The following is a 21,421-nucleotide window of genomic DNA, read 5'->3' on the forward strand; positions in this document are numbered from 1 at the left end:
CGGTGTGGGAGAGTAGGTCGCCGCCGGACAATCTTTCATGAGGGCCCTCACCTTTGGTGGGGGCCTTCGTGCTTTCCGGGAAGGGTTCCGAACGGCCGGGGCTCCTCGCGCCCTCAGAGAGGGTGTCGCAGGGCATGCCCCATGACATACCGTCCGGGGCTCGGCTCGTCGCCGCGGTCCGTGACTTTCTGGAGAGCGATGTGCTCCCGGTCGTCGAGGGCCGGGTCCGTTTCCACACCCGGGTGGCGGTCAACGTGCTGAGCATGATCGAGCGGGAGCTCGAACTCGGACCCGCGCAGCACGCCGCCCACCGCGTGCGCCTCGACGAGCTCGGCTTCGCCTCGGATGCCGAGCTCGCCGCCGCGATCCGCGAGGGGCTGGACGGCCCGGATCTTCTCGACGCCTTGGCGGCGGCCGTACGGGACAAGCCGGCCGTGGCGAACCCCGGCTACACCGCGGCCCCGGACGTCCCGCCCCGCCCCTGACGGCCCGTCTCGTCTACTCGGTTCTGAACTCGGTCTGGTCGTGCCCCGGTCCGACACGTCGGCAAGGTGCCCGCCGGCCGCGTGTCGCCCGATGCTTCTGCCGATTATGGGCGAAAGTCGCGAGGCTTTCAACCAAATCTCTCGTCCGACCGGGTTACGCGACGCTTCGTCGCAGGTCGATCCGCATGTCGTGGATGTGAGCGGTCGTGGGCGCCTGCCGGATCGACCTGCTCGGGTTCCTGCGAACCGGAGCCCGGTTCGCCGTCCTGGAGGGCGGACATCCAGGTCTACCTGGGAAGACTCCCCGGGGTTGGGGCGTCCGTGGCCTGGTGACCAAGATCGTGCGCTAGGGCGACTTTGGTCGTGGACGACAGAAAGTTCAAGGGATCGCGACAAAAGTGCTTCCTAAATGGGTAAAAGACGCGTAACTTCCACGCCAAGTTCTCTGCACGGCATCGAGAGGGCGAAGTGAGTCGGTCGGCGGCATCCACGGCAGGTCCCCCCGGGGAGATGACCTGCCGGGCGATGCCGCCGGACCTGCGGCGGAAAGGGGTCGGTGGTCACTCGGTCGAGGCATCGGGGATCACGGGACTCCATCCACCCACACGGAAGTAGGAAAAGATGAGCGCACACGAAGAAGAGATCGACGAGGTCGCCGGCGCGTTGCGCCGCAGGCTCGGGCTGAACCGTCGCCAGTTCCTCGCGGCCACGACGGGAGTCACCGCGGTGGCCGCCATGTCGGCGGTCGGCCCGCTCGCGTCGGCCGCGTACGCGTCCCCCGGCGACGAGCAGGAACGCGGCCATGGCCACGGCGACAAGAACGTGCTGGTACCGGAGGCCAAGCGGGGCATCATCCTCTACACCGTCCGCGACGTGATCTCCCGCGATCCGGCGACGAACCTGCCCGCAGGCTTCCGGCGCGTGTTCGAGGAGCTCTCCCGGATCGGCTACAAGCAGGTGGAGTTCGCGGGCTACCGCCAGCACGCGAACGCCGAGGGCGGGGCCGATCTGGAGACCGTCGAGGGCGCCCGGCTGCTGCGCCGGTGGCTCGACGACAACGGGCTCAAGGCACAGGGCAACCACGGCTTCATCCCCGGCTCCTGGCCACTCACCGAGGCCGACCTCGATCGCTTCAAGCGGACCCTGGAGATCGCCAACATCCTCGGCATGGAGCACGTGGGCACCGGCGGCGACCCGACCAACAGCGTCTACAAGGCTGACTGGGACGTCGCCGCCCAGAAATGGAACGGCCTCGGCGCGATCGCCTCGGCCGCCGGCCTCAAGTTGTACACGCACAACCACGACGCGGCGTACGGCTTCCTTCTCGACGAGGGCCCGCTCGACGAGCTAGGCCGGCCCACCCGCTCGTCGGGCGTCCGGAAGCTGGAGTACTTCCTCAAGATCACCAGCCGCAGGCACGTCTATCTCGAGATGGACATCTTCTGGGCGCACGTGGCCCAGTTCAAGCACCACACCTACACCGCGCGCAACGGCTCCACCAAGACCGACATCTTCGACCCCCTGAAGCTGGTACGGCAGAACGAGAAGCGCTTCCCGCTGTTCCACGCCAAGGACGGCAAGGCCAACGAGGCCACCGCCAACGGCTACGACATGGTGCCGTTCGGCACCGGGGACATCGACTACAGCGCCTTCTTCTCCAAGCTGGACATAGAGAAGCGCCACAACCCGATGTACGAGCAGGACAACGCACCCGGAGGAACGGCGGAGCCGGGCCGCTCGCTGCAGTACGCGGATCTCAGCTACAAGAACATGGCCGCCCTGCGCCGCGGGCGCCACTGACGCCCCGCTTGAAGAACCCGAGAGGTTCGGCGGACCGCCACGTGATCGCTGCCGTTGCCGCGGCGCGAGTGGCGGTCCGCCCTGTCCTGACACCCCCCTGAAGAAGAGGCTCAGGAAATTGAAGCGTACCCGCATGATGGTCGGCAGGGCACTCGCCGCTCTGTTGCTCCCCTCGGTGGTGCTGGTCGCCGTGCCCGCACCCGCACACGCCCATGAAGCCGCTACGCACTGGTCGAACTACGAGAAGATCACGCTGACCAAGAACGTCGGCGAGCCGATCGACATGGCGGTCCTCCCGGACAGGAGGGTCCTGCACACCGCCCGCAACGGTGACATCCGCCTGACCGACGGCGACACCGGCATCACCAAGGTCATCAACACGATCCCCGTCTACGCGAACTCCGAGGACGGTCTCCAGACGATCGCGATCGACCCCGGCTTCGCCCAGAACAAGTGGGTCTACGTCTACTACGCGCCGAAGACGATGACAGCGCCGTACCCGGAGACGACCCCCACCGGGTCGGCGCCCAACTCGCTGCCCGCGGGCGCGGACGAGTCGTACTGGAACCAGTGGAAGGGCTACAACCAGCTGTCCCGGTTCAAATGGACCGGTGACGCCCTGGACCTCTCCACCGAGCAGGTCATCATCAAGATCGAGACGCAGCGCGGGCAGTGCTGCCATGTCGCGGGCGACATGGACTGGGACGCCGAGGGCAACCTCTACCTCGCCACCGGCGACAACACCCCCGCGGGCACGCCCGGGGCCAACGGCATGGCGCCCAACAACGACGCCCCCGGGATGAATCCGGGGCTCGACGCGCGGCGCGGCGCGGGCAACAGCAACGACCTGCGCGGCAAGATCCTGCGGATCACCGTGCAGGAGGACGGCTCCTACACGGTCCCGGCCGGCAACCTGTTCCCGCCGGGAACGGCCAAGACCCGTCCTGAGATCTTCGTGACGGGTGTGCGGAACGCCTTCCGCATGGACGTCGACGACGTGACCGGCACGGTGTCGTGGGCTGACTACGGCCCCGACGCCGGGGCCCCCGACCCCGCCCGGGGCCCACTGGGCTACGTCGAGTGGAACGTCACCCCCATCGACAAGCCGATGAACAGCGGCTGGCCGTACTGCACCGGCGACAACTTCAACTACAACGACTGGAACTTCGCGACCTCGACGCCGCGCGCGTGGTTCGACTGCGCGGCCGGACCGGCGAACACCTCGCGGTGGAACACCGGGCTGGACACGCTGCCTCCCGCGACCCCGGCGGACCTCTACTACGGCGACAACAACACCCACCAGCCGGCGGAGTGGGCCGGGCTCACCGACTTCGAGGCGGCGGGCGGGCAGGGGCCGATGGGCGGCCCCGTCTACCACTACGACGCGGCGAACCCGTCGACGACGAAGTTCCCCGAGTACTGGGACAAGAAGTTCTTCTTCGCCGAGTTCTCGCAGGACTATCTCGCGGCGTTCACCGTGACGGCGCCGGACGGGCCGGTGACCAAGCTCGAACACTTCCTGCCCAACAGCGCGCTGACCGCGGCGGCGATGCCGATCACCGACAGCCCGATGGACATCGAGTTCGGCCCCGACGGATCGCTGTACGTGCTCGACTACGGCGACGGCTTCTTCCGCGCCAACCCCGACGCGGGCCTGTACCGCATCGACTACGCAGAGGGGAACAAGACCCCGCAGGCGAAGATCGTCGCCAAGCCGTCGTCGAGCAGTACCGCGCCCCTCACCGTCGACTTCAGCGCGGCGTCGTCGACCGACACCGAGCCGGGCCCGCTGCGCTACGAGTGGGACTTCGACGGCAACGGGACCTTCGACGCCACCGGCGTCACGGTCTCGCACACCTACACCGTGCTCGGGCAGTACGCCGCCCGGCTCCGCGTGACCGACGCGCAGGGCAGGTTCGGGCTCACCTCGACCGAGATCACCGTGGGCAACACCGCGCCCGAGGTGACCATCCAGACGCCGGGCAACGGCGCCTTCTTCGACTGGGGCGACGCGGTGCCCTTCCAGATCAAGGTCTCCGACAAGGAGGACGGAGACAACCCCGTGTGCAGCCGGGTGCAGTGGACCTTCGGGCTCGGCCACGACGTGCACGCGCATCCGGAGACCCTCGGTACGGGATGCTCAGGCGCGTGGCCGACACCGGCCGACGCCCCCGAGCACGGCGAGACCGAGAACATCTTCGGCGTCGTCGTGGTGAGCTACCGGGACAACGGCGCCGGTGACATCCCCGGGGCGCTCGGCGACGCCACGCTCATCCTCAACCCCAAGCAACTGCAGGCCGAGCACGCGGACGCGAGCAGCGGTGTCACGAGGGTGGAGGACGAGAGCGCGTCCGGCCTGGCGAAGATCACGTCGTTCGACGCCGGGGACTGGATCGCGTACGACCCGGTGAACTTCGCCGGCATCACCGGCGTGCGGACCCGCGCCTCCGGTGCGGGAACGCTGTCCCTGCGGTGGGACTCGGCGACGGCGGATCCGTTCGCCACCGTGACCGTGCCCGCCGGGGCGGGCTGGCAGAACGTGGACACCGCGCTCACCGGTGCCCCGACCGGCAGCGGGAAGCTCTACGTCACCTCGACCGGCGGCGTGGAGGTCGACGGGTTCACCTTCCAGGGCGCCGGGGTCGGGGACGAGACGCCCCCGACCGTGTCGGCCACGCTCGCCCCTGCCCAGCCGGGCGGAGAGAACGGCTGGTACACCGGCAACGTCACGCTGACGGTCACCGCGACCGACAACGGCACGGTGGCGAGCCGGCAGTACTCGCTCAACGGCGGTACCACGTGGTCGAACGCCAACAACCCGGTCACGCTGAGTGCCGAGGGTGCCGTCGAGGTGTTCTACCGGGCGACCGACAACGCGGGCAACGTCTCGCAGGTCGGCAAGGTCACGGTGCGGATCGACAAGACCGCCCCGGTCCTGTCCGTGAGCGGGGTGGAGGCCGGTAAGCACGGTGACTCCGCGTCCCTCACCCCCGTCTTCTCGGCGTCGGACGCGACCTCGGGAGTGGCGAGCGTGACGGCGGCCATCGGTGATCTGCAGGTCACCTCCGGCCGGCCGGTCGACCTGTGGCGGCTGGCGCTCGGCGCGAACACGCTGACCGTCACCGCGAAGGACAAGGCGGGCCACGTCACGAAACAGACCGTCGCGTTCGAGGTCACGACCTCCTTCGCCGACCTTCAGAAGCTCCTCGACGGTTTCAAGGCGGCCGGCCTGGTGACGGGCGGCTCGCTGAACGACCAGCTCCAGGAGGCCAGGAAGCACGCGGACAAGGGCAAGACGAAGAACGCCGTCAAGTCCCTGGAGCAGTTCGGGAAACACGCCCGCGACCCGCGCAAGGTGACCGACGCCGCGGTGCGCGCCGTGCTCGTCCGAGACGCGGAGGCGCTGATCGCGCAGCTTCGCGCCCCGGCCGGCGGATGACGCGGGCGCGGGGGGAGGGCCTGACCGGCTCTCCCCCCGCGCTCGGCGTGGGGACGTCAGTGGGCGGTGAGGTCCAGGTCCTTGTCCTTGTCCTTGATCCTGGGATCGCCCTCGTCGGCGAGGTAGTGGTCGGGCAGGGTGGCGTCATCGCCCTCGGCCATCTTGGTGGAACGCGCGATGACCGTGCCGAGTGCGGCGACGGCCAGGTTGACCGCCAGCGCGACGATGCCCGCGTAGATCGTCATCTTGGTGTCAAGACCCAGCTTCTCCAGCGGGAACGCCGACCCGGCGAAGTGCAGCTTGCCGGTGACCGGGTTGCCGATGTTGTAGAGCATGAGCATCCCGGCCCCCATGCCGGCCACCCATCCGGCGATCAGGCCGCCGCGGTGGAACCAGCGGGTGTAGAGGCCGAGCGCCACGGAAGGGAGCGTCTGCAGGATGATGACGCCGCCGATGAGCTGCAGGTCGATGGAGAAGCCGGTGTCCAGGAACAGGATGCACAGCACCGCGCCGACCTTGACGAGCAGCGAGGTGATCTTGGAAACCCGGGCCTCGTCGGCGTCGGTGGCGTTCGGCTTCAGGTACTCCTTGTAGATGTTGCGGGTGAACAGGTTCGCCGCGGCGATGGACATGATCGCCGCGGGGACCAGCGCGCCGATGCCGATCGCGGCGTAGGCGACGCCGGTGAACCAGTCGGGGAACATCCGGTCGAACAGCTGCGGCACGATCGTGTTGTTGTCCGCGCCGATGGGCTTGATCCCGGCCGCGATGGCCATGAAGCCGAGCAGCGCGATCAGGCCGAGCAGCAGGCTGTAGGCCGGGAGTGCGGACATGTTCCGCTTGATCACGCCGCGGTTCCTGGAAGCGAGCACGCCGGTGATGCTGTGCGGGTAGAGGAAGAGCGCGAGCGCCGACCCCAGGGCCAGCGTGACGTACTGCAGCTGGTTGTTGGCGTTGAGCAGGAAGCCGTCGCCGGGTGCGGGAGTGGCGTCGAACTTGGCCTGGGCGGCGTCGAAGATCCCCGACCAGCCACCCTCCAGCTGGGCGGGGATCGCGATGATCGCGACCAGGATCACGATGTAGATCAGCGTGTCCTTGACGAACGCGATCAGCGCCGGGGCGCGCAGGCCCGACTGGTAGGTGTACGCGGCCAGGATCGCGAACGCGATGACGATCGGCAGGTGGCCGGTCACGCCCATCGACTTCAGCACCGCCTCGATGCCGACGAGCTGGAGCGCGATGTAGGGCATCGTCGCGACGATGCCGGTGATCGCGACCAGCAGCGCCAGCGTGGGCGAGCCGAACCTGGCCCGGACGAAGTCGGCGGGGGTCACGAAGCCGTGTACGTGCGAGACCGACCAGAGGCGGACCAGTACCAGGAAGACGATCGGGTAGACCACGATCGTGTAGGGCACCGCGAAGAAGCCCGTCGCGCCCGCGCCCCAGAGCAGGGCGGGCACGGCCACGAAGGTGTAGGCGGTGTAGAGGTCGCCGCCGACCAGGAACCAGGTGACCCACGAGCCGAAGCTGCGGCCGCCCAGGCCCCACTCGTCGAGGCTGGCCAGGCTGTCCGGGCGGCGCCAGCGCGCCGCCACGAACCCCATGCCGCTGACGAGCAGGAACAGTACGGTGAAGATGATGATCTCGGTCAGGTGTGCGTCCATCCGGTCACCGCCGCTTGGTCATCTGGTAGACGATCGAGGTGCAGGTCACGCCGACCGCGATGAAGGCGAGCTGGAGCCAGTAGAAGAGCGGAAAGCCCAAAAGCCGGGGTTCATCGGAATTGTAGAGAAATGGAAGTAAAGGTAGGATGATCGGCACGATAAGCAGCCAGTTCCACGGGCTGCGATCGCTTCGGTCCCCGTTCGGTGTGGTCAACGCGGTCTCCTGTGGCTGGAGAGGGGACGCCCGAGCAGGATCATCCCCATCGGTTGACCGGCAGCGTAATTACCTGGACGTTTCTTGCGGGCCATCGAGCGCCGAGTGGAACGGTTGGCGCGACGAACGGTAGGTCAGCCGGGCCCGGCGATGTCGTCGGCGATGTCACGGGCGCCGTACCCCTCGGGGGCCTCCGCTTCGACGACGGGTTCCGGCCGGTCGTCGAACTCCAGGCGGAGTGCCCTTGACATGGTCGCGTGCATTTCGTAAAGGCAGGTGATGTAGGTCAGCTCCAGGATCTGCTCGTCCGGCAGGTGCGCCTTCAGGACCGCGAATATCTCGTCGTGCACCCGGCCGCCGTCGAGCACCAGGCCGTCGGTGTAGGCCAGCACGGCCCGCTCCAGCTCGTTGAAGTGCGGGCTGACCTGCCAGTGCGCGACCGCCTGGACCTTCTCCTCGGGCACCCCCAGCGCCCGCATCTGCTTGCAGTGCTGTGAGAAGACGAACTGGCTGCCCCGGGCCCAGCCGGCCCGCGACTGGCCGAGCTCGCGCAGCACCGGGTCTATCTTGCTCTCCCGGTACAGCTGGAAGCCCTTCACGCAGTGCCGCAGGATGACCGGGTCCAGTGCGAAGACGGTCCACCAGTCGCCGGGGGAGCCGGTCGCGGTGCCCGGTTCGGCCACCGGGTCCCGGTCCGGGCCGAACAGCCGGTCGTAGAAGAAGAGCGTCAGCGGGTCCGTGGCCTCCGCGCGGGGGACCTGGCGCAGGCGTGGCATCACACGGTCCTTTCCGCGGCGGTTCTCGGTTCGTGCCGGACGTCGGTGGGCAGGCCCAGTTCCCTGGTCCAGGCGGCGAACTCCACCAGGATGCCGTCTGGATCCTTGAAGTAGATCGACCTGACGAACACGCCCTCTCCCATGGTGGGCGCCACCCCGAACTCGCTGTCGTCGTGGTTGAGGATCACCCCGACGTCCACGCCCTTGGCGATGAGCCTGTCGCGGTACTCCTCTATCTTGTCCGGGGCGACATCGAGGGCGATGTGGTTCATCGAGCCGACCGCGGAGAGCATCTCGCCCCGGTCCGGCAGGTTCTTCGGCGCCGAGACGCCGGGGATCCCCTCGGGTGCGTCGGGGAACCAGAAGAACGCCAGTGCGTTTCCCCCGCCGCAGTCGAAGAAGAAGTGCTGTCCCCATCCCATCGGCAACTCGATCGTCTTGATCAGGGGCATGCCCAGGACGCCGGAGTAGAAGTCGATCGTCTGCTTCATGTCCGAGCACACCAGTGCGAGATGGTTGATCCCACGCAGCTCGAACTCGCTGTTGTCCGCCATGTTCTCCTCGCCTCTTCGAGTAACTCATTACTTATCACAGGAGGGTGGAGGCGGGCAGACGGCGCGCACTCCTGAGGGGCCGGGGAGCGCGCGCCGACCGGATCTTTCCGTACGGGCTTCAACTGTCATTAACCGGTTAATTTAAAAGGCGGGCGATATTGTCTCATGGTTAGGCGGCTCTGTCCGTGAGTGATCCTGAATGTCGGAGCCCGAGAACTGAATCGAGCAAGTTACCGGGAGGTTACGTGTGAGGCGGCGGTGGTGCCGGCACCGCGTTACCGGCGTGCTGCCCCTTGATCCCCCGGCTCCGGTTCGTTCATGGAACCTGCTGGCAGCAGCGGGTTGACTCGTCCCGCCGGGGTGGAAGCAAGAGCGTCCCCTTTCTCTCCCCAGTGAGCCGACCCGCTATCCTTGGCCGAATAAGAACCGGTTCATCAGGGGGAACTGTGAAACGTCCGACGATCGCTGACATCGCCCGTCGTGCCGGCGTGTCCAAGGGCGCCGTCTCCTACGCGCTCAACGGGCAGCCAGGGGTCTCGGAGGCCACCCGCGCCAACATCCTCGCGATCTCCAAGGAGCTCGGCTGGCAGCCCAACAGCGCGGCGCGCGCCCTCAACGGTGCCCGCGCCCGCACCATCGGCCTCGCGCTGTTCCGCCCGGCCCGCACCCTGGGCATGGAACCGTTCTTCATGGAGCTGATCAGCGGTATCGAGGCCGAGCTCGCGGACCGGTCCTACGCGTTGATGCTGCAGGTGGTCACCGACCACGCGCAGGAGATCGAGGTGTACCGGCGCTGGTGGGGGGAGGGGCGCGTCGACGGCGCCTTTCTGGTGGACCTGCACCTCGACGACGCCCGGGTGGAGGCGATGCGGTCACTGAACATGCCGGTCGTGGTGATCGGGCATCCCTCGCAGGCGGGTCCGCTGAGCACGGTCTGGTCGGACGACGGCCTGGCCATCAAGGAGACCGTGGAGTATCTGGTGGCGCTGGGGCATCGGAGCATCGCCAGGGTCGCGGGGCTGCCCAGGCTCGTGCACACCACGCTGCGCGACCAGGCCTTCGTTCAGGCGTGCCAGGACGCGGGCCCGGGGCGCGTCGAGCATCTGATCGTCCACACCGATTACACCGGCGAGGAGGGGGCCAGGATGACCAGGCGGCTGCTCAGCTCGCCCCGGCGGCCCACCGCCATCGTCTACGACAACGACATAATGGCCGTGGCCGGGTTGTCGGTGGCGCAGGAGATGGTTCTGGACGTTCCGGCCGACCTGTCGATCGTCGCCTGGGACGACTCCCCGCTCTCACAGGTCGTGCGCCCGCCGCTGACCGCGCTCACCCGGGACATCCCCGCCTACGGAGCCTGTGCCGCCCGTCAGCTGCTCGCGCTGATCGCCGGAGAACCGGTCGACCTCTCGGTGGAGGACCGCCCCGCCACCCTGATCCCGCGCGGCAGCACCGGCCCCGTCCGCGGCCCGCGTTGACGGTCAGAGTCGACCGGTATCGGGGGCCGGCGCTCGCACCTCATGGGCAGGCTGGAGGAGGTGCTGGTCACCGGCTGACGATCTCGTACGGCGAGGCGGCGAAAACACGACAGAGGATGTCCTGTTTTCGCGCCACGCTCGTCCCATGAACAGGACGCTGGAAGGAAAGGTTGCCCTGGTCGCCGGGGCGACGAGGGGAACCGGCCGGGGGATCGCGGTGGAACTGGGCGCCGCGGGCGCCACGGTCTACTGCACGGGCAGGAGCACGCGGCGGCGGCGCTCGGAGATGAACCGGCCGGAGACCGTCGAGGAGACGGCCGAGCGCGTGACCCGCGCCGGCGGGCAGGGCATCGCGGTCGAGGTGGACCACCTGGAGCCGGAGCGGGTGCGCGCCCTGGTGGAGCGGATCCGGCGCGAGCGGGGAAGGCTCGATCTCCTCGTCAACGACATCTGGGGCGCCGACCCGCTGGCGGAGTGGAACGTCCCCGTCTGGAAACACTCGCTCGACGACGGCCTGCGCATCCTCCGGCTGGCGATCGACACCCACCTGATCACCAGCCATCACGCCCTGCCGCTGCTGATCGAGAACCCCGGCGGCCTGGTGGTCGAGGTGACCGACGGCACCCTGGAGTACAACCTGGCCAACTACCGGCTCTCGGCCTTCTACGACCTGGCCAAGCTCTCGGTGAACCGCCTGGCCTTCACCCAGGCGCACGAGCTGCGCCCGCACGGCTGCTGCGCGGTCTCGCTGACCCCCGGCTGGCTCCGCTCGGAGAGCATGCTGGAGAACTTCGGCGTCACCGAGGAGAACTGGCGGGACGCCACGGCGAAGCAGCCGCACTTCGTGATCTCCGAGTCGCCCTCCTACACCGGGCGCGCGGTCGTCGCCCTCGCCGCCGACGAGGACAGGATGCGCTGGTCGGGGCAGTCCACCTCCAGCGGGCGGCTCGCCCAGGTGTACGGCTTCACCGACCTCGACGGCAGCAGGCCCGACGCCTGGCGCTATATCGAGGAGGTCGAGAGCAAGGGCAGGCCCGCCGACGCCACCGGCTACCGCTGACCGGCGCCGGGAGCGGTCACCCGGCTGACCCGCCGCTGCCGCCCGAGGAGCCGTACAGGTCATGCATGCGGGCGGCGGCACCGGCGACGCGGGTACGGAGGTCGGGCGGGTCGAGGACCTCGGCCTCCGGACCGAAGCGGAGGACCTGGCCGTAGGCGACCTCCAGCGACTCGACAGGCAGGCGGAGCGTGACCCACCCCTGTCCGTCGGGCTCGCCGGCGGAGGCCAGCGCGTCGTCGAGGGCCGCCCGATCGGCGATGACGGGGAGCAGGCGAAGGGCGGCGGGGCTGAGCCTCACGGTGACGTCCGTGGTGAGCAGGGAGTTCGCGAACCGTGCCGACTTCTCGCTCCAGAACGCGGCCAGGTCGAAGGCGCCGTCCCGCTCGAAGCGCAGGGCGGGGTGGAGCTCGACCTCGTCGAAGCGATCGACCCGATAGATCGCGGACCGGGTCGCCAGGTACCAGACTCCCGCCTTCAGCACCAGCCCGTACGGCTCCAGACGCCGCCGGGCGGCCCCGGCCCCTCCGGTCTGCCCGGTCTGTTCGGTCTGTTCGGTCTGTTCGGCCGGGCGGTAACGGGCGGCGCGCCGGTAACGGGCGGTGACCGGGTGGTCGCCCCACACGGCCCTGGCCAGCGGTGCCAGTGCGGTAGGGGGAGGCCGCTCGCTCGCGAACCAGCCGGGGGCGTCCAGATGGAAGCGTTGCGCGGCGGTCGCGGGGGCGTCCCGCAGGCCGGGGGAGAGCGCGGCCGAGGCCTTCAGCCGCGCCGTGGCGGCCACCTCGCCCAGTCCCATCTCCCGCAGCGCCTCGGGCACGCCCGACAGGAACAGCGCCTCGGCCTCGGCGCGGTCCAGCCCGGTGAGGCGGGTGCGGTATCCGTCCAGCAGCCGGTAGCCGCCGCCCCGCCCCCGGTCGGCGTAGACCGGCACGCCGGCCTCCGACAGGGCGAGCACGTCACGGTGGACGGTCCGCTCGGAGATCTCCAGCTCCCGGGAGAGCTCCATCGCGGTCATCCGGCCCCGAGCCTGGAGCAGCAGCACCAACGACATCAACCTGGCCGCGCGCATCCCCCGACCCTAGTGCGCGGGCCGGGGGATCCTCACCGGCCTTTCGGAGGGAACCGGGCCCCGTCGCGGAACCCGTTGAAGGCGGGCGGTCACCAGCCTGGCCGCGGCACGCCCGCGACGGCGGGTGATGTGAGGCCGGGCGAGGTCAGTCCGGGACGAGGGGGAGCACGACCGCGGACGGGTGGGCCGGGTCGTGGAAGATCTCGTAGTCGTTCGTGACCATCGCGCTGCCCGTGCCCAGGGGCTCGCCGGTGCCGAGGTTGCGGGCGATCCGGGGATAGGCGCCGCCGGCGACGTGCAGGCGGATCCGGTGGCCGCGGCGGAACCTGTGGGCGATCGGCCACAGGTCCACCCCGACCCGGCGGATCCCGTCATCCCCGGCGACCGGAGCGCCGGGAACCAGGCGGCGCACGCCCTCGCACACGTTGTAGGAGGCACCGTCCGGATGCACGTCGCAGACCCGGACCACCACGTCGCAGTGCTCGCTGCCGGTGCGGACGTACAGTTCGGCGGAGACCGGGCCGATCATCTCGGTGTCCCGCCGTAGCTCGGGGCCGGTGTAGACGAGCACGTCGCGCCGGCCCTCCAGCCTGCGGTTGTCGCGCGGCTCGGAGTTGCCGAGCAGGACCGGGCCGCCCTGCGCGGGCGTCGGGTGCGCGGGGTCGTAGCGGAAACGGCCGGGTTCGGCGTCGCCGGAGCCGCCGGAGCCGCCGGGGGAGAGGGCGAAGCCGGGCCGCAGGTGCCAGCGCTGCTCCCGCATCCGGGGAACCGGCCAGTCGGGGTAGTCGCGCCACTCGTTCGCGCCCGTCACGTACAGCCGGACCGGTTGCTCGCGCAGCCCCGAAGGGTCGCCGAGCAGGTGCGCCCGAAACCAGGCGAGCGCCTCGGCGTTGGCCACCCGGCTGTGCCGCACGTCCGCGTGATACCAGGGGCCGATCGTCAGGTACGGGCGCCGCCCCGCGGCCCGCATCGCCGCGTAGTCCTTGATCTGCCACGGCAGGAAGACGTCGTACCAGCCGCCGGCCATGGTGACCGCGGCCTCCACCTCGCCCACCGAGGCGGAGAAGTCACGCCTGCCCCAGTAGGCCGCGGGCTCGGCGTGGTGGGCCAGCAGATCCTGAAAGAACGGCATGCCCCTGCCCGTGGACAGCCTGTCCAACTCCCCGAGCGGGCGCCCCGACAGGGCCGCGCGCCGCGTCCTGCGCGGGGCGAGCAGCGCGCCCGCCCCACCGAGAGGGCCGTCGATGGCGGCGGTCAGCGTGGTCCACATCAGCGACGACTCCAGGGCGAACGCCCCGCCCACGTAGGCGGCGTCCCGGAACTGGGAGGCGGTCACCGAGGTGGCCATGGCCTTGAGGTCGGGCCCGGCGAAAGGGGCGATCGCCCACTGGGCGTAGCCCAGGTAGGAGGGGCCGTGCATGGCCAGGTTCCCGCCGTACCAGGTCTGGCCGCGCAGCCAGGACAGCGTGGCCAGGCCGTCGTCGTGCTCGTCGCCGAGCGGGTCGAGCAGGCCACCGGAGCCGAACCCGCCCCGGCAGCTCTGGATCACGACCTGGAATCCGCGCCGCGCGAAGCCGCGGCCGAAGGCCAGCCCGAACACGCCGCGCCTTCCGTACGGCGAGCGGATCAGGATCGTAGGCGGCCGTACGGCGCAGGTCGGAACGTAGCGGTCGGCCAGCAGCGTGACCCCGTCGGGCATCGGTACCGGCAGGTCGCGCTGGATCGCGACCCGATGCACGGCCGGCCGCGGCCATGTGATCGTCGACATGTGCTCTCCTCACGCCGCTCCATACCTACTAACTGGTAACAGAACATGGCTCTGACGGCCAGGGTGTATCGCTGTGAGGCTCGCCATCCTCGTGCTCGGCCCCGGTTCGAGGCCCGGGGGCGAGGCCGTCGCGTGGCCACGTTGCATGATCACGGTCGTCGCCGGTACTGTGGCGACATGCGATACCCGGTTGCCCTTCGGTGGTGGCGCCGCTTCTAGGCGGCGCAGGTTTCGCATTCGCGAGCAGACAGACGGCCGCCCAGGGAGGCGGCCTTCTCTGCGTCCGCTCCCTCTGGGCATCAGGGAAATCAAAGGGGCGATAACGCAGTGGAGACGAGCCGATATACCACCGCCGGCGGCGTGGGGATCGAGGTCACCGCGTCCGACGTGCCGGAGACGGTGCTTGAGGACGTCGTCACGACGCTCGGCGAGCGCCGTGGTGGAGTGCTCTCCTCCGGGATGGAGTATCCCGGCCGCTACAGCCGATGGCACCTCGCCTACGTCGATCCCTGCCTGGAGATCGTGGCCAGGGGACGCAGGATCTCCGCCCGCGCGCTGAACGCCCGCGGCAGGGTGGTGCTGCCCGCCGTCGTGTCCTGCCTGCTGGCGGCGGGCAAGCCCGTCGAGGAGCCGACAGGCGATTTCGTCGAGGTGCACGTGGCGGAGTCCGAGGACATCCTCCCCGAGGAGATGCGCAGCCGCCGTCCCACGGTCTTCACCGCGATCCGCGAGGTCATCGCCGTGTTCAAGGGCGAGGACGAGCACCTGGGCCTGTACGGCTCCTTCGGCTACGACCTGGCCTTCCAGTTCGAGCCGATCAGGCAGGTCCTGCCGCGGGGCGCCGACCAGCGCGACCTCGTGCTGCACCTGCCCGACCGGGTGATGGTGATCGACCGCAAGCGGGAGACCAGCAAGGAGTTCCGCTACGAGTTCACGGTGGACGGCCTCTCCACCCACGGGCTGGCCCGCGAGGGGGAGGTCGTACCGCTGCCCCCCGCGCCGTCCGAGCTCCCGGCCGACCCCGAGAAGGGCTCCTACGCCCAGGTGGTGGCCGCGGCCAAGGAGAAGTTCGTCCGGGGCGACCTGTTCGAGGTCGTTCCCGGTCAGGTCTTCCACGCGCCCTGCGCCGACCCGGCGGCCTTCTACCGGGAACTGCGCCAGGTCAATCCGGCACCGTACGAGTTCCTGTTCAACCTCGGTGAGGGCGAGCACCTGGTCGGCGCCTCCCCGGAGATGTACGTCCGGGTCAGCGGCGACCGTGTCGAGACCTGCCCCATCTCCGGCACCATCGCCAGGGGCAGCAACCCGGTCGAGGACGCCGACGCGATCCGCACCCTCCTGTCCAGCGTCAAGGAGGAGTCGGAGCTGACCATGTGCACGGACGTGGACCGCAACGACAAGTCGCGCATCTGTGTGCCGGGGACGGTCCAGGTCATCGGGCGGCGCCAGATCGAGATGTACTCCAGGCTGATCCACACCGTCGACCACATCGAGGGCCGGCTGCGGCCGGAGTTCGACGCGCTCGACGCCTTCCTCACCCACATGTGGGCCGTCACCGTCACCGGTGCCCCCAAGACCTGGGCCATGCAGTTCATCGAGGACCACGAGGCCACCACCCGCCGCTGGTACGGCGGAGCGGTCGGCTACATCGGCTTCGACGGCTCGATGAACACCGGCCTGACCCTGCGCACCGCGCAGATCCGCGGCGGGGTCGCCACCGTCAGAGCCGGGGCCACGCTGCTGTTCGACTCCGACCCCGCCTCCGAGGAGCGGGAGACCGAGCTCAAGGCCAGCGCCCTGCTGGGCGCTCTGGCGGCGGTCGGCGTGACCCCGCAGGAGCAGGCCGAGCCCCAGGTGGCCGCGGCGCCGCCGGGAAGCGGGATGAAGATCCTGCTCGTCGACTGCGAGGACTCCTTCGTCAACACCCTCGCCGACTACTTCCGCCAGCAGGGCGCCGAGGTCGTCACGCTCCGGCACGGCTTCCCCGTCACGATGATCGACGAGATCGCGCCGTCCCTGGTGGTGCTGTCGCCGGGCCCCGGCTGGCCCTCCGACTTCGGGCTCCCCGCCCTGATCGACGCCCTCTACGAGCGCGACCTGCCGGTGTTCGGCGTCTGCCTCGGACTGCAGGGCATGGTGGAGCAGGCGGGCGGCACGCTGGAGTTGCTGTCCTACCCCGAGCACGGCAAGCGTGGCCGGGTCCGGCGGCTGGGCGACAGCGCCCTGCTCGACGGGCTCCCCGAGGAGTTCACCGCCGCGCGCTACCACTCGGTCCACGTCAAGCAGCCGGGTGTCGCCGGTTTCACCGCTACCGCGCTCACCCCCGACGGCGCGGTGATGGCGATCGAGGACGTGCAGCGGCGCCGCTTCGCCGTACAGTTCCACCCCGAGTCGATCCTCACCGCGGAGGGAGGCGCGGGAGCGAAGATCATCGCCAACGTTCTCCGGCTCTGCCGCACGTCCGGGTAAAGAAGCGGTATTTCGAACCCGGCCCTCACCTCGGGTGACCATCATGTTCAGCGAGGGGATCGCCGGGTTCACCCGGCAGGTGAATCGCTTCTCCGCTACGGTTCTCGGGTTCGAAACGGCCAGAGCCTGGCCGTCGCCCACCTCGGCCGAGGGAGGCGAGGAGCCGCTCCCATCGGGAAGCGGAGGAGTCAGAGAGTTCTCCCCGTCGTAGGGACCGCAGGGGTGACGGCCGGACCTGGCCGCCGCCCCCGCGACCGGGGGAGGAGCGGGCATGAGGTCGGACGGTGTGCTGCCCGTCGAGCTGCCCGACGCCGTACGGGAGGCGCTGCTGGCGCCGCTGGTCGACCAGAACTGTCACGGCGTGCGCCGTGATGACCTGACCAGGGCCCGGTTCGAGACGCTGCTCAGCGACGCGGGAACTCCGGCGCCCCCCGGCACCACCCACTTCGACACCCCCGTCGGCACCGCGGTCCGTCGCTGGTGCGCGCCCGTCCTCGGTCTCGCCCCGCACGTGCCGCCGGCCGTGTACCTGGCCCGCAGGGCGGAGTTGGGCGCCACCGAGGTGAACCGGCGACTGCTGGGCGCCGCGGGGATAGCCACCTTCCTGTTCGACGGATTCGACCGCTTCGACGGCCTGGACAGTGATCTCGACGGTGATCTCGACGATGACCTCGGCAGGCCCGAGGTGCTGCCACCGGCCGAGATGGGCCGGGCGGGTGGCGCCGGCACCGCGCGGGTCGTCCACATCGAGTGGGCCGAGGAGGAGGTGGCCAGGACCGCGGTCTCGGGGGTCTCCTACATCTCGGCCCTCGCCCAGAGCCTCGCCGCGCGGGCCGTCCGCGCCGTCGCGCTGAAGTCGGTCACGGCCCACAGATCCGGGCTCCATCTCGACCCGGCCAGGCCGAGCCGGGGAGCGGTGATCGCGGCGGCCACCCGGCGGCTGGCCTGCCCGGGTGAGCGGCTCATCGATCAGGTGCTCCTGCGCCACCTGCTCTGGACGGCCGTCGACGTGGCCAGGGAGTACGGGCGGCCGCTGCAGTTCCACACCGGTCACCCCCACTACGGCGGCGCGCGCCAGGGGGCCCATGCCGGTCGCGGCGGTCCTGCGGTTCACGGCGGTCGCGTGGATGCCGGCGCTTTCGGGACTCCCGACGCCGTCGAAGGCCGCGCGGTCCCCGGCCGGTACGGTACGGGTCCGGCACCGATGACCGGCTTCATCATGGCCGTGCAGCCGGTGGGTGTGCCCGTCGTCCTGTTGCACTGTCACCCGTTCCACCGCCGGGCGGCCTACCTCGCCGGTGTGCTCCCGCATGTCTACGTCGACGTGGGCGCGGCACTGACCCGCAGCGCCACGGGCTCGGCCGCGGTCATGGCGGAACTGCTCGAACTGGCACCGTTCCACAAGCAGTTGTTCGGCTCCGGCGGCCACGGCGTGGCGGAGACCTGCCACCTTGGAGCCCTGCACTACCGGCGAGGACTGGCCGGGGCGCTCGCCGCGCGACTGGCGGACGGCGAGTGGAGCGCCTCGGACGCCGTCCGGGTGGCCCAGATGATCGGCTCAGGCAACGCCCGCCGGATCTACCGGCTGTGAGCGGTGCCCGTCTTCGGGGCGGCGGGGCTCCCCACGCCGTTACGGTTTACGATATGCGCGACCGGCGAGGCGATGAGGGGGATTCAGTTGACGGGCGATGAGGCAGAGGCACGTTTTCTTGACGACGTGACCGTGGAGTTGGTCAAGCACAGCGCCTCCGACTCCGACGTGCTCTGGGCGGCGCGGGTCTCGACCGCGGGGGAACAGTCCTTGGAGGAGGTCGGCAAGGATCCCGCGCGGTCCAAGGGGCTGATCAACTTCCTGATGCGCGACCGGCACGGCAGCCCCTTCGAGCACAACTCGATGACCTTCCTGGTCAGCGCGCCGATCTTCGTCTTCCGTGAATTTCACCGCCATAGGGTTGGATGGTCGTATAACGAGGAAAGCGGGCGTTATCGTGAGCTTCAGCCCAATTTCTATGTTCCGGGGATGGAGCGGAAGCTGGTTCAGGAAGGCCGGCCGGGTAAGTACGTCTTCGTCGAGGGCAGCGCCGAGCAGCACAAGGTCGTTACCGAGGTGATGGAGGCGTCCTACCGGCAGTCCTACGCCGCCTACCAGGAGATGCTGGAGGCCGGCATCGCCCGCGAGGTGGCCAGGGCGGTGCTGCCCGTCGGGCTGTTCTCCTCGATGTACGCCACCTGCAATGCCCGTTCGCTCATGCACTTCCTCTCCCTGCGCACCAAGAACGAGCAGGCCAAGGTGCCCTCGTTCCCGCAGCGTGAGATCGAGATGGTGGCGGAGAAGATGGAGGCCGCCTGGGCGGCGCTGATGCCCCTCACGCACGAGGCCTTCGTGGCCGGCGGCAGGGTCGCGCCCTAGGTCCTGCCGCCCGCCGGGTCTTCGGCCCGCTCTCTGAGGTCTCGCATGGACCGTGGTCCGGGACGCGGGCGGGTCAGCTCGTGGTCTCCTGGCGGCGCGAGAGGGTGGGCAGGACGAGGATCTCGGCCCCCGGGGGCAGCGTGCAGTCGAGGCCGCCGAGATGCCGGGCGTTCTCGCCGCAGACGAACATGCTGATGTGGCGGCGGATGCTCCCGTAGTCGTCGCGGAGCCGCTGCTCCAGGGACGGGTGCGTACGGCGGAGCGTGTCGAGGGCGGAACCCAGCGTGGGGTCGCCGTCCTCATGGTCGGCGACGGCGAAGACGCGGACCTCGGTGCTCTCGCCGGCCCAGTGCCGCAGGGGGGCGGGAAGCATGAAGGTCACCAGCGTGACGGGTCTGGCCATCGGTTCAGAGCGCCGTGTGGTGCGGGGCGGGCATGGCCGGTGCGCCCGAGGGGCGGGTGCCGCGGCCGGGGGTGGCCGCATGCCGGAGGCGGGCGTGGCCCTGGCCGTGGAGGGCCCACCGGAGGGTCCGCCGCCGGTGGAGGGGACCGGGGGCGGATTCGTGCGGATGGACGGCTCTGGCGGGGACGTGCGGGGAACGGGGGTGGCGGTCGAGAGGGGGGCACGGGCTGTGAGGGGGGCAGTCGTGCATGACCATCTCCTTTCGGATTGGGCCTCATGCTGCCATGCCATACCGTGTCCCGCCGGGCTCTGTGGAATTTGCGTGATCACTTTGGGGGATTAATCCTGATTGTCGGTCAAGGCTCGCCCTGCGCGATGTCCCGGTGGATGTGGGCCAGGGGCATCCCGCCCCGCTGGAGCCGGTGGACCGTCTCGTTGACCATGGCGGTCGGGCCGCAGACGTAGGCCTCGTGGTCGGACCAGGAGTGGAACCGCTCCATCACCTCGGCCACCTGGCCCCGCATGCCGTCGTACCCCGGTTGTCCGGAGACCACGGGGAGCACCCGCAGCCACGGGAAGGCCGACGCCATCCGGAGCAGGTCGGTCAGGTCGTAGAGTTCCCCGGCGGTGCGGGCGCCGTGGAGCAGGTGGATGTTGGGGCGGCGACCGGAGCCGATCACATGCTCCAGGATGGCCTTGATCGGTGCCAGGCCGGTGCCGCCGGCCACGCACAGGATGTCGCGTCCGGAGTCGGTGGGAACCATGGTGCCGATCGGGGGCCCCAGCATCAGGTTGTCTCCGATCCGGGTGCGCTGGACCAGCGTGGTGGAGACCCAGCCGCCGGAGACCGCGCGGACGTGCAGGCGGATCGTGTTGTCGTCCCGGGGTGCGTTCGCGATGGAGAACGTGCGCCAGACGCGTGGCCAGCGTGCGGTCTGCACGCTGACGTACTGGCCGGGCAGGTAGGGCAGGTCCTGGTCGAGCCGTAAGGTGATCACCGCGATGTCCGGGGTGCGGAGTTCGTGGTCGATCACCTCGGCCAGCCACCAGGCGGGGGACCCCCCCGCGTCGGACTTGGCCGATTCGATCATGAGATTGGCGGCGGCGGTGTAGGCGGCGGTCCATGCCGCCTCTATCTCGGGGGTCCAGATCTCGGCGGCGAAGCGCCTGACCGTGGCCAGGAGCGCGTTGCCGATCGCGGTGTAGTGCTCGGCGAGCACGCCGTACTTCCGGTGGTCGCGGCCGAGTTGACTCAGGAACGAGGCCAGGCTGTCGGGACTGTCCAGGCTCCAGACGATTCTGGTCAGCGCGCCGAACAGGCGGTCGCGCTGTACGTCCATCGCCGGAGGGAACATCGTCCGCAGGTGCGGGCTCTCGGCGAACAGACGTCCGTAGAAGTATGCCGCGGCCTTGTCCGCGACAGGTTCGACGACGGCGAAGCTTTCCTTGACGAGACGCGGATTCAAAGACATTTAACGAACCCACCCTAATTGATCGGCTCAAAGTCCGATCACGCAGATCCACCTCCCTGACGGCTCCGGGTGACGAGCGACCGGTAGCCCCGGCTCACCTGATCACTCGAAATTTAAGTCTTCCATCACCAGGTAGGCGTCACAACCGTTTCTCGACAATACGGTGGGAAGTCTAACTATCCGTAATTAGAGCGTTATTTTGTGTGACCGAACAATATGATGCGAGGAAAGTAAGCGAATAATAATCACGTTCGTTCTGAGTGGTGGGCCCGCCGTTCGAGAGATTTTCCGTCATTCCGGAGTTTCGGGTCGCCGGAGGTGTGATCCTCTCCGCCGTGGCGGCCGGGCGACACCGACACCTCG

General features: G+C 69.5%; 16 protein-coding genes. 8 read left to right on the top strand and 8 right to left on the bottom strand.

Going from position 1 to position 21,421, the window contains the following annotated elements; genetic code table 11:
* Nucleotides 1-134: 134 nt before the first annotated feature.
* From ABT130_RS27845 to ABT130_RS27855, 3 genes are all read left to right on the top strand, one after another.
* Nucleotides 135-485: a DUF6285 domain-containing protein gene (locus ABT130_RS27845; protein ID WP_350960083.1), complete on the top strand. Its 351-nt coding sequence runs from the start codon at nt 135-137 to the stop codon at nt 483-485.
* 621 nt (nt 486-1,106) lie between these two features.
* On the top strand, nt 1,107-2,285 hold the full coding sequence (locus ABT130_RS27850; protein ID WP_350928970.1) for a sugar phosphate isomerase/epimerase family protein: 1,179 nt from the start codon (nt 1,107-1,109) through the stop codon (nt 2,283-2,285).
* Between the two features lie 118 nt (nt 2,286-2,403).
* The gene (locus tag ABT130_RS27855; protein ID WP_350960086.1) at nt 2,404-5,724 is read left to right on the top strand and encodes a PQQ-dependent sugar dehydrogenase; all 3,321 of its coding nucleotides are present in this window, start codon (nt 2,404-2,406) and stop codon (nt 5,722-5,724) included.
* Between the two features lie 56 nt (nt 5,725-5,780).
* Here the strand turns inward: ABT130_RS27855 and mctP are convergent, their stop codons facing one another.
* The 4 genes from mctP to ABT130_RS27875 form a co-directional block, all read right to left on the bottom strand.
* Nucleotides 5,781-7,388 (bottom strand): monocarboxylate uptake permease MctP, encoded by a 1,608-nt coding sequence (gene mctP, locus ABT130_RS27860; RefSeq protein WP_350960089.1) that lies wholly within the window; start codon nt 7,386-7,388, stop codon nt 5,781-5,783.
* 4 nt (nt 7,389-7,392) lie between these two features.
* Nucleotides 7,393-7,602: a DUF3311 domain-containing protein gene (locus tag ABT130_RS27865; protein WP_350928976.1), complete on the bottom strand. Its 210-nt coding sequence runs from the start codon at nt 7,600-7,602 to the stop codon at nt 7,393-7,395.
* Between the two features lie 134 nt (nt 7,603-7,736).
* Nucleotides 7,737-8,378 carry a carboxymuconolactone decarboxylase family protein gene (locus tag ABT130_RS27870; RefSeq protein ID WP_350928978.1) on the bottom strand — a complete coding sequence of 214 codons (642 nt, stop codon included), beginning with the start codon at nt 8,376-8,378 and terminating at the stop codon, nt 7,737-7,739.
* Entirely contained in the window at nt 8,378-8,932 is a 555-nt protein-coding gene (locus ABT130_RS27875) for a VOC family protein (RefSeq protein WP_350928980.1), read from the bottom strand. The genes ABT130_RS27870 and ABT130_RS27875 overlap by 1 nt, the downstream gene beginning before the upstream one ends.
* Before the next feature lie 446 nt (nt 8,933-9,378).
* Between ABT130_RS27875 and ABT130_RS27880 the strand changes: the two genes are divergently transcribed.
* Nucleotides 9,379-10,410, top strand: a complete 1,032-nt coding sequence (locus ABT130_RS27880; RefSeq protein ID WP_350960092.1) for a LacI family DNA-binding transcriptional regulator — start codon at nt 9,379-9,381, stop codon at nt 10,408-10,410.
* A 145-nt stretch (nt 10,411-10,555) separates the two neighbouring features.
* The gene (locus tag ABT130_RS27885) at nt 10,556-11,470 is read left to right on the top strand and encodes an SDR family oxidoreductase (protein WP_350928984.1); all 915 of its coding nucleotides are present in this window, start codon (nt 10,556-10,558) and stop codon (nt 11,468-11,470) included.
* A 16-nt stretch (nt 11,471-11,486) separates the two neighbouring features.
* On the opposite strand, the gene ABT130_RS27890 is transcribed toward ABT130_RS27885, so the two are convergent.
* Both ABT130_RS27890 and ABT130_RS27895 read right to left on the bottom strand, forming a co-directional pair.
* Complete coding sequence (locus tag ABT130_RS27890; RefSeq protein ID WP_350960096.1) at nt 11,487-12,536, bottom strand: helix-turn-helix transcriptional regulator; 1,050 nt, start codon at nt 12,534-12,536, stop codon at nt 11,487-11,489.
* Nucleotides 12,537-12,681: 145 nt separating this feature from the next.
* Nucleotides 12,682-14,304, bottom strand: a complete 1,623-nt coding sequence (locus tag ABT130_RS27895; protein WP_350960099.1) for a CocE/NonD family hydrolase — start codon at nt 14,302-14,304, stop codon at nt 12,682-12,684.
* A gap of 327 nt (nt 14,305-14,631) precedes the next feature.
* Between ABT130_RS27895 and ABT130_RS27900 the strand changes: the two genes are divergently transcribed.
* The 3 genes from ABT130_RS27900 to thyX all read left to right on the top strand — a co-directional run bounded on the left by ABT130_RS27900 (nt 14,632) and on the right by thyX (nt 19,183).
* On the top strand, nt 14,632-16,773 hold the full coding sequence (locus tag ABT130_RS27900; protein ID WP_350960101.1) for an anthranilate synthase component I: 2,142 nt from the start codon (nt 14,632-14,634) through the stop codon (nt 16,771-16,773).
* A gap of 271 nt (nt 16,774-17,044) precedes the next feature.
* The gene (locus tag ABT130_RS27905; protein WP_350960103.1) at nt 17,045-18,364 is read left to right on the top strand and encodes an amidohydrolase; all 1,320 of its coding nucleotides are present in this window, start codon (nt 17,045-17,047) and stop codon (nt 18,362-18,364) included.
* A 126-nt stretch (nt 18,365-18,490) separates the two neighbouring features.
* A complete protein-coding gene (gene thyX, locus ABT130_RS27910; RefSeq protein WP_350928994.1) occupies nt 18,491-19,183 on the top strand; it encodes an FAD-dependent thymidylate synthase in 693 nt (230 codons plus the stop codon).
* 73 nt (nt 19,184-19,256) lie between these two features.
* Here the strand turns inward: thyX and ABT130_RS27915 are convergent, their stop codons facing one another.
* Both ABT130_RS27915 and ABT130_RS27920 read right to left on the bottom strand, forming a co-directional pair.
* Nucleotides 19,257-19,586 (bottom strand): ubiquitin family protein, encoded by a 330-nt coding sequence (locus tag ABT130_RS27915; protein ID WP_350928996.1) that lies wholly within the window; start codon nt 19,584-19,586, stop codon nt 19,257-19,259.
* Between the two features lie 356 nt (nt 19,587-19,942).
* Nucleotides 19,943-21,058, bottom strand: coding sequence for a globin domain-containing protein (locus ABT130_RS27920; RefSeq protein ID WP_350960106.1), 1,116 nt, complete (start codon nt 21,056-21,058; stop codon nt 19,943-19,945).
* Nucleotides 21,059-21,421 lie beyond the last annotated feature (363 nt).

The sequence above is a fragment of the Streptosporangium sp. NPDC001681 genome, assembly GCF_040298085.1.
Classification (GTDB): Bacteria; Actinomycetota; Actinomycetes; order Streptosporangiales; family Streptosporangiaceae; genus Streptosporangium.

Excerpts from the sequence above, each read along its gene's own strand:
- ABT130_RS27920 (WP_350960106.1), bottom strand. The coding sequence starts at position 21,058 with ATGTCTTTGAATCCGCGTCTCGTCAAGGAAAGCTTCGCCGTCGTCGAA.
- ABT130_RS27915 (WP_350928996.1), bottom strand. The coding sequence starts at position 19,586 with ATGGCCAGACCCGTCACGCTGGTGACCTTCATGCTTCCCGCCCCCCTG.
- ABT130_RS27870 (WP_350928978.1), bottom strand. The coding sequence starts at position 8,378 with ATGCCACGCCTGCGCCAGGTCCCCCGCGCGGAGGCCACGGACCCGCTG.
- mctP (WP_350960089.1), bottom strand. The coding sequence starts at position 7,388 with ATGGACGCACACCTGACCGAGATCATCATCTTCACCGTACTGTTCCTG.
- ABT130_RS27895 (WP_350960099.1), bottom strand. The coding sequence starts at position 14,304 with ATGTCGACGATCACATGGCCGCGGCCGGCCGTGCATCGGGTCGCGATC.
- ABT130_RS27875 (WP_350928980.1), bottom strand. The coding sequence starts at position 8,932 with ATGGCGGACAACAGCGAGTTCGAGCTGCGTGGGATCAACCATCTCGCA.
- ABT130_RS27850 (WP_350928970.1), top strand. The coding sequence starts at position 1,107 with ATGAGCGCACACGAAGAAGAGATCGACGAGGTCGCCGGCGCGTTGCGC.
- ABT130_RS27885 (WP_350928984.1), top strand. The coding sequence starts at position 10,556 with ATGAACAGGACGCTGGAAGGAAAGGTTGCCCTGGTCGCCGGGGCGACG.
- ABT130_RS27845 (WP_350960083.1), top strand. The coding sequence starts at position 135 with ATGCCCCATGACATACCGTCCGGGGCTCGGCTCGTCGCCGCGGTCCGT.
- ABT130_RS27905 (WP_350960103.1), top strand. The coding sequence starts at position 17,045 with ATGAGGTCGGACGGTGTGCTGCCCGTCGAGCTGCCCGACGCCGTACGG.
- ABT130_RS27890 (WP_350960096.1), bottom strand. The coding sequence starts at position 12,536 with ATGCGCGCGGCCAGGTTGATGTCGTTGGTGCTGCTGCTCCAGGCTCGG.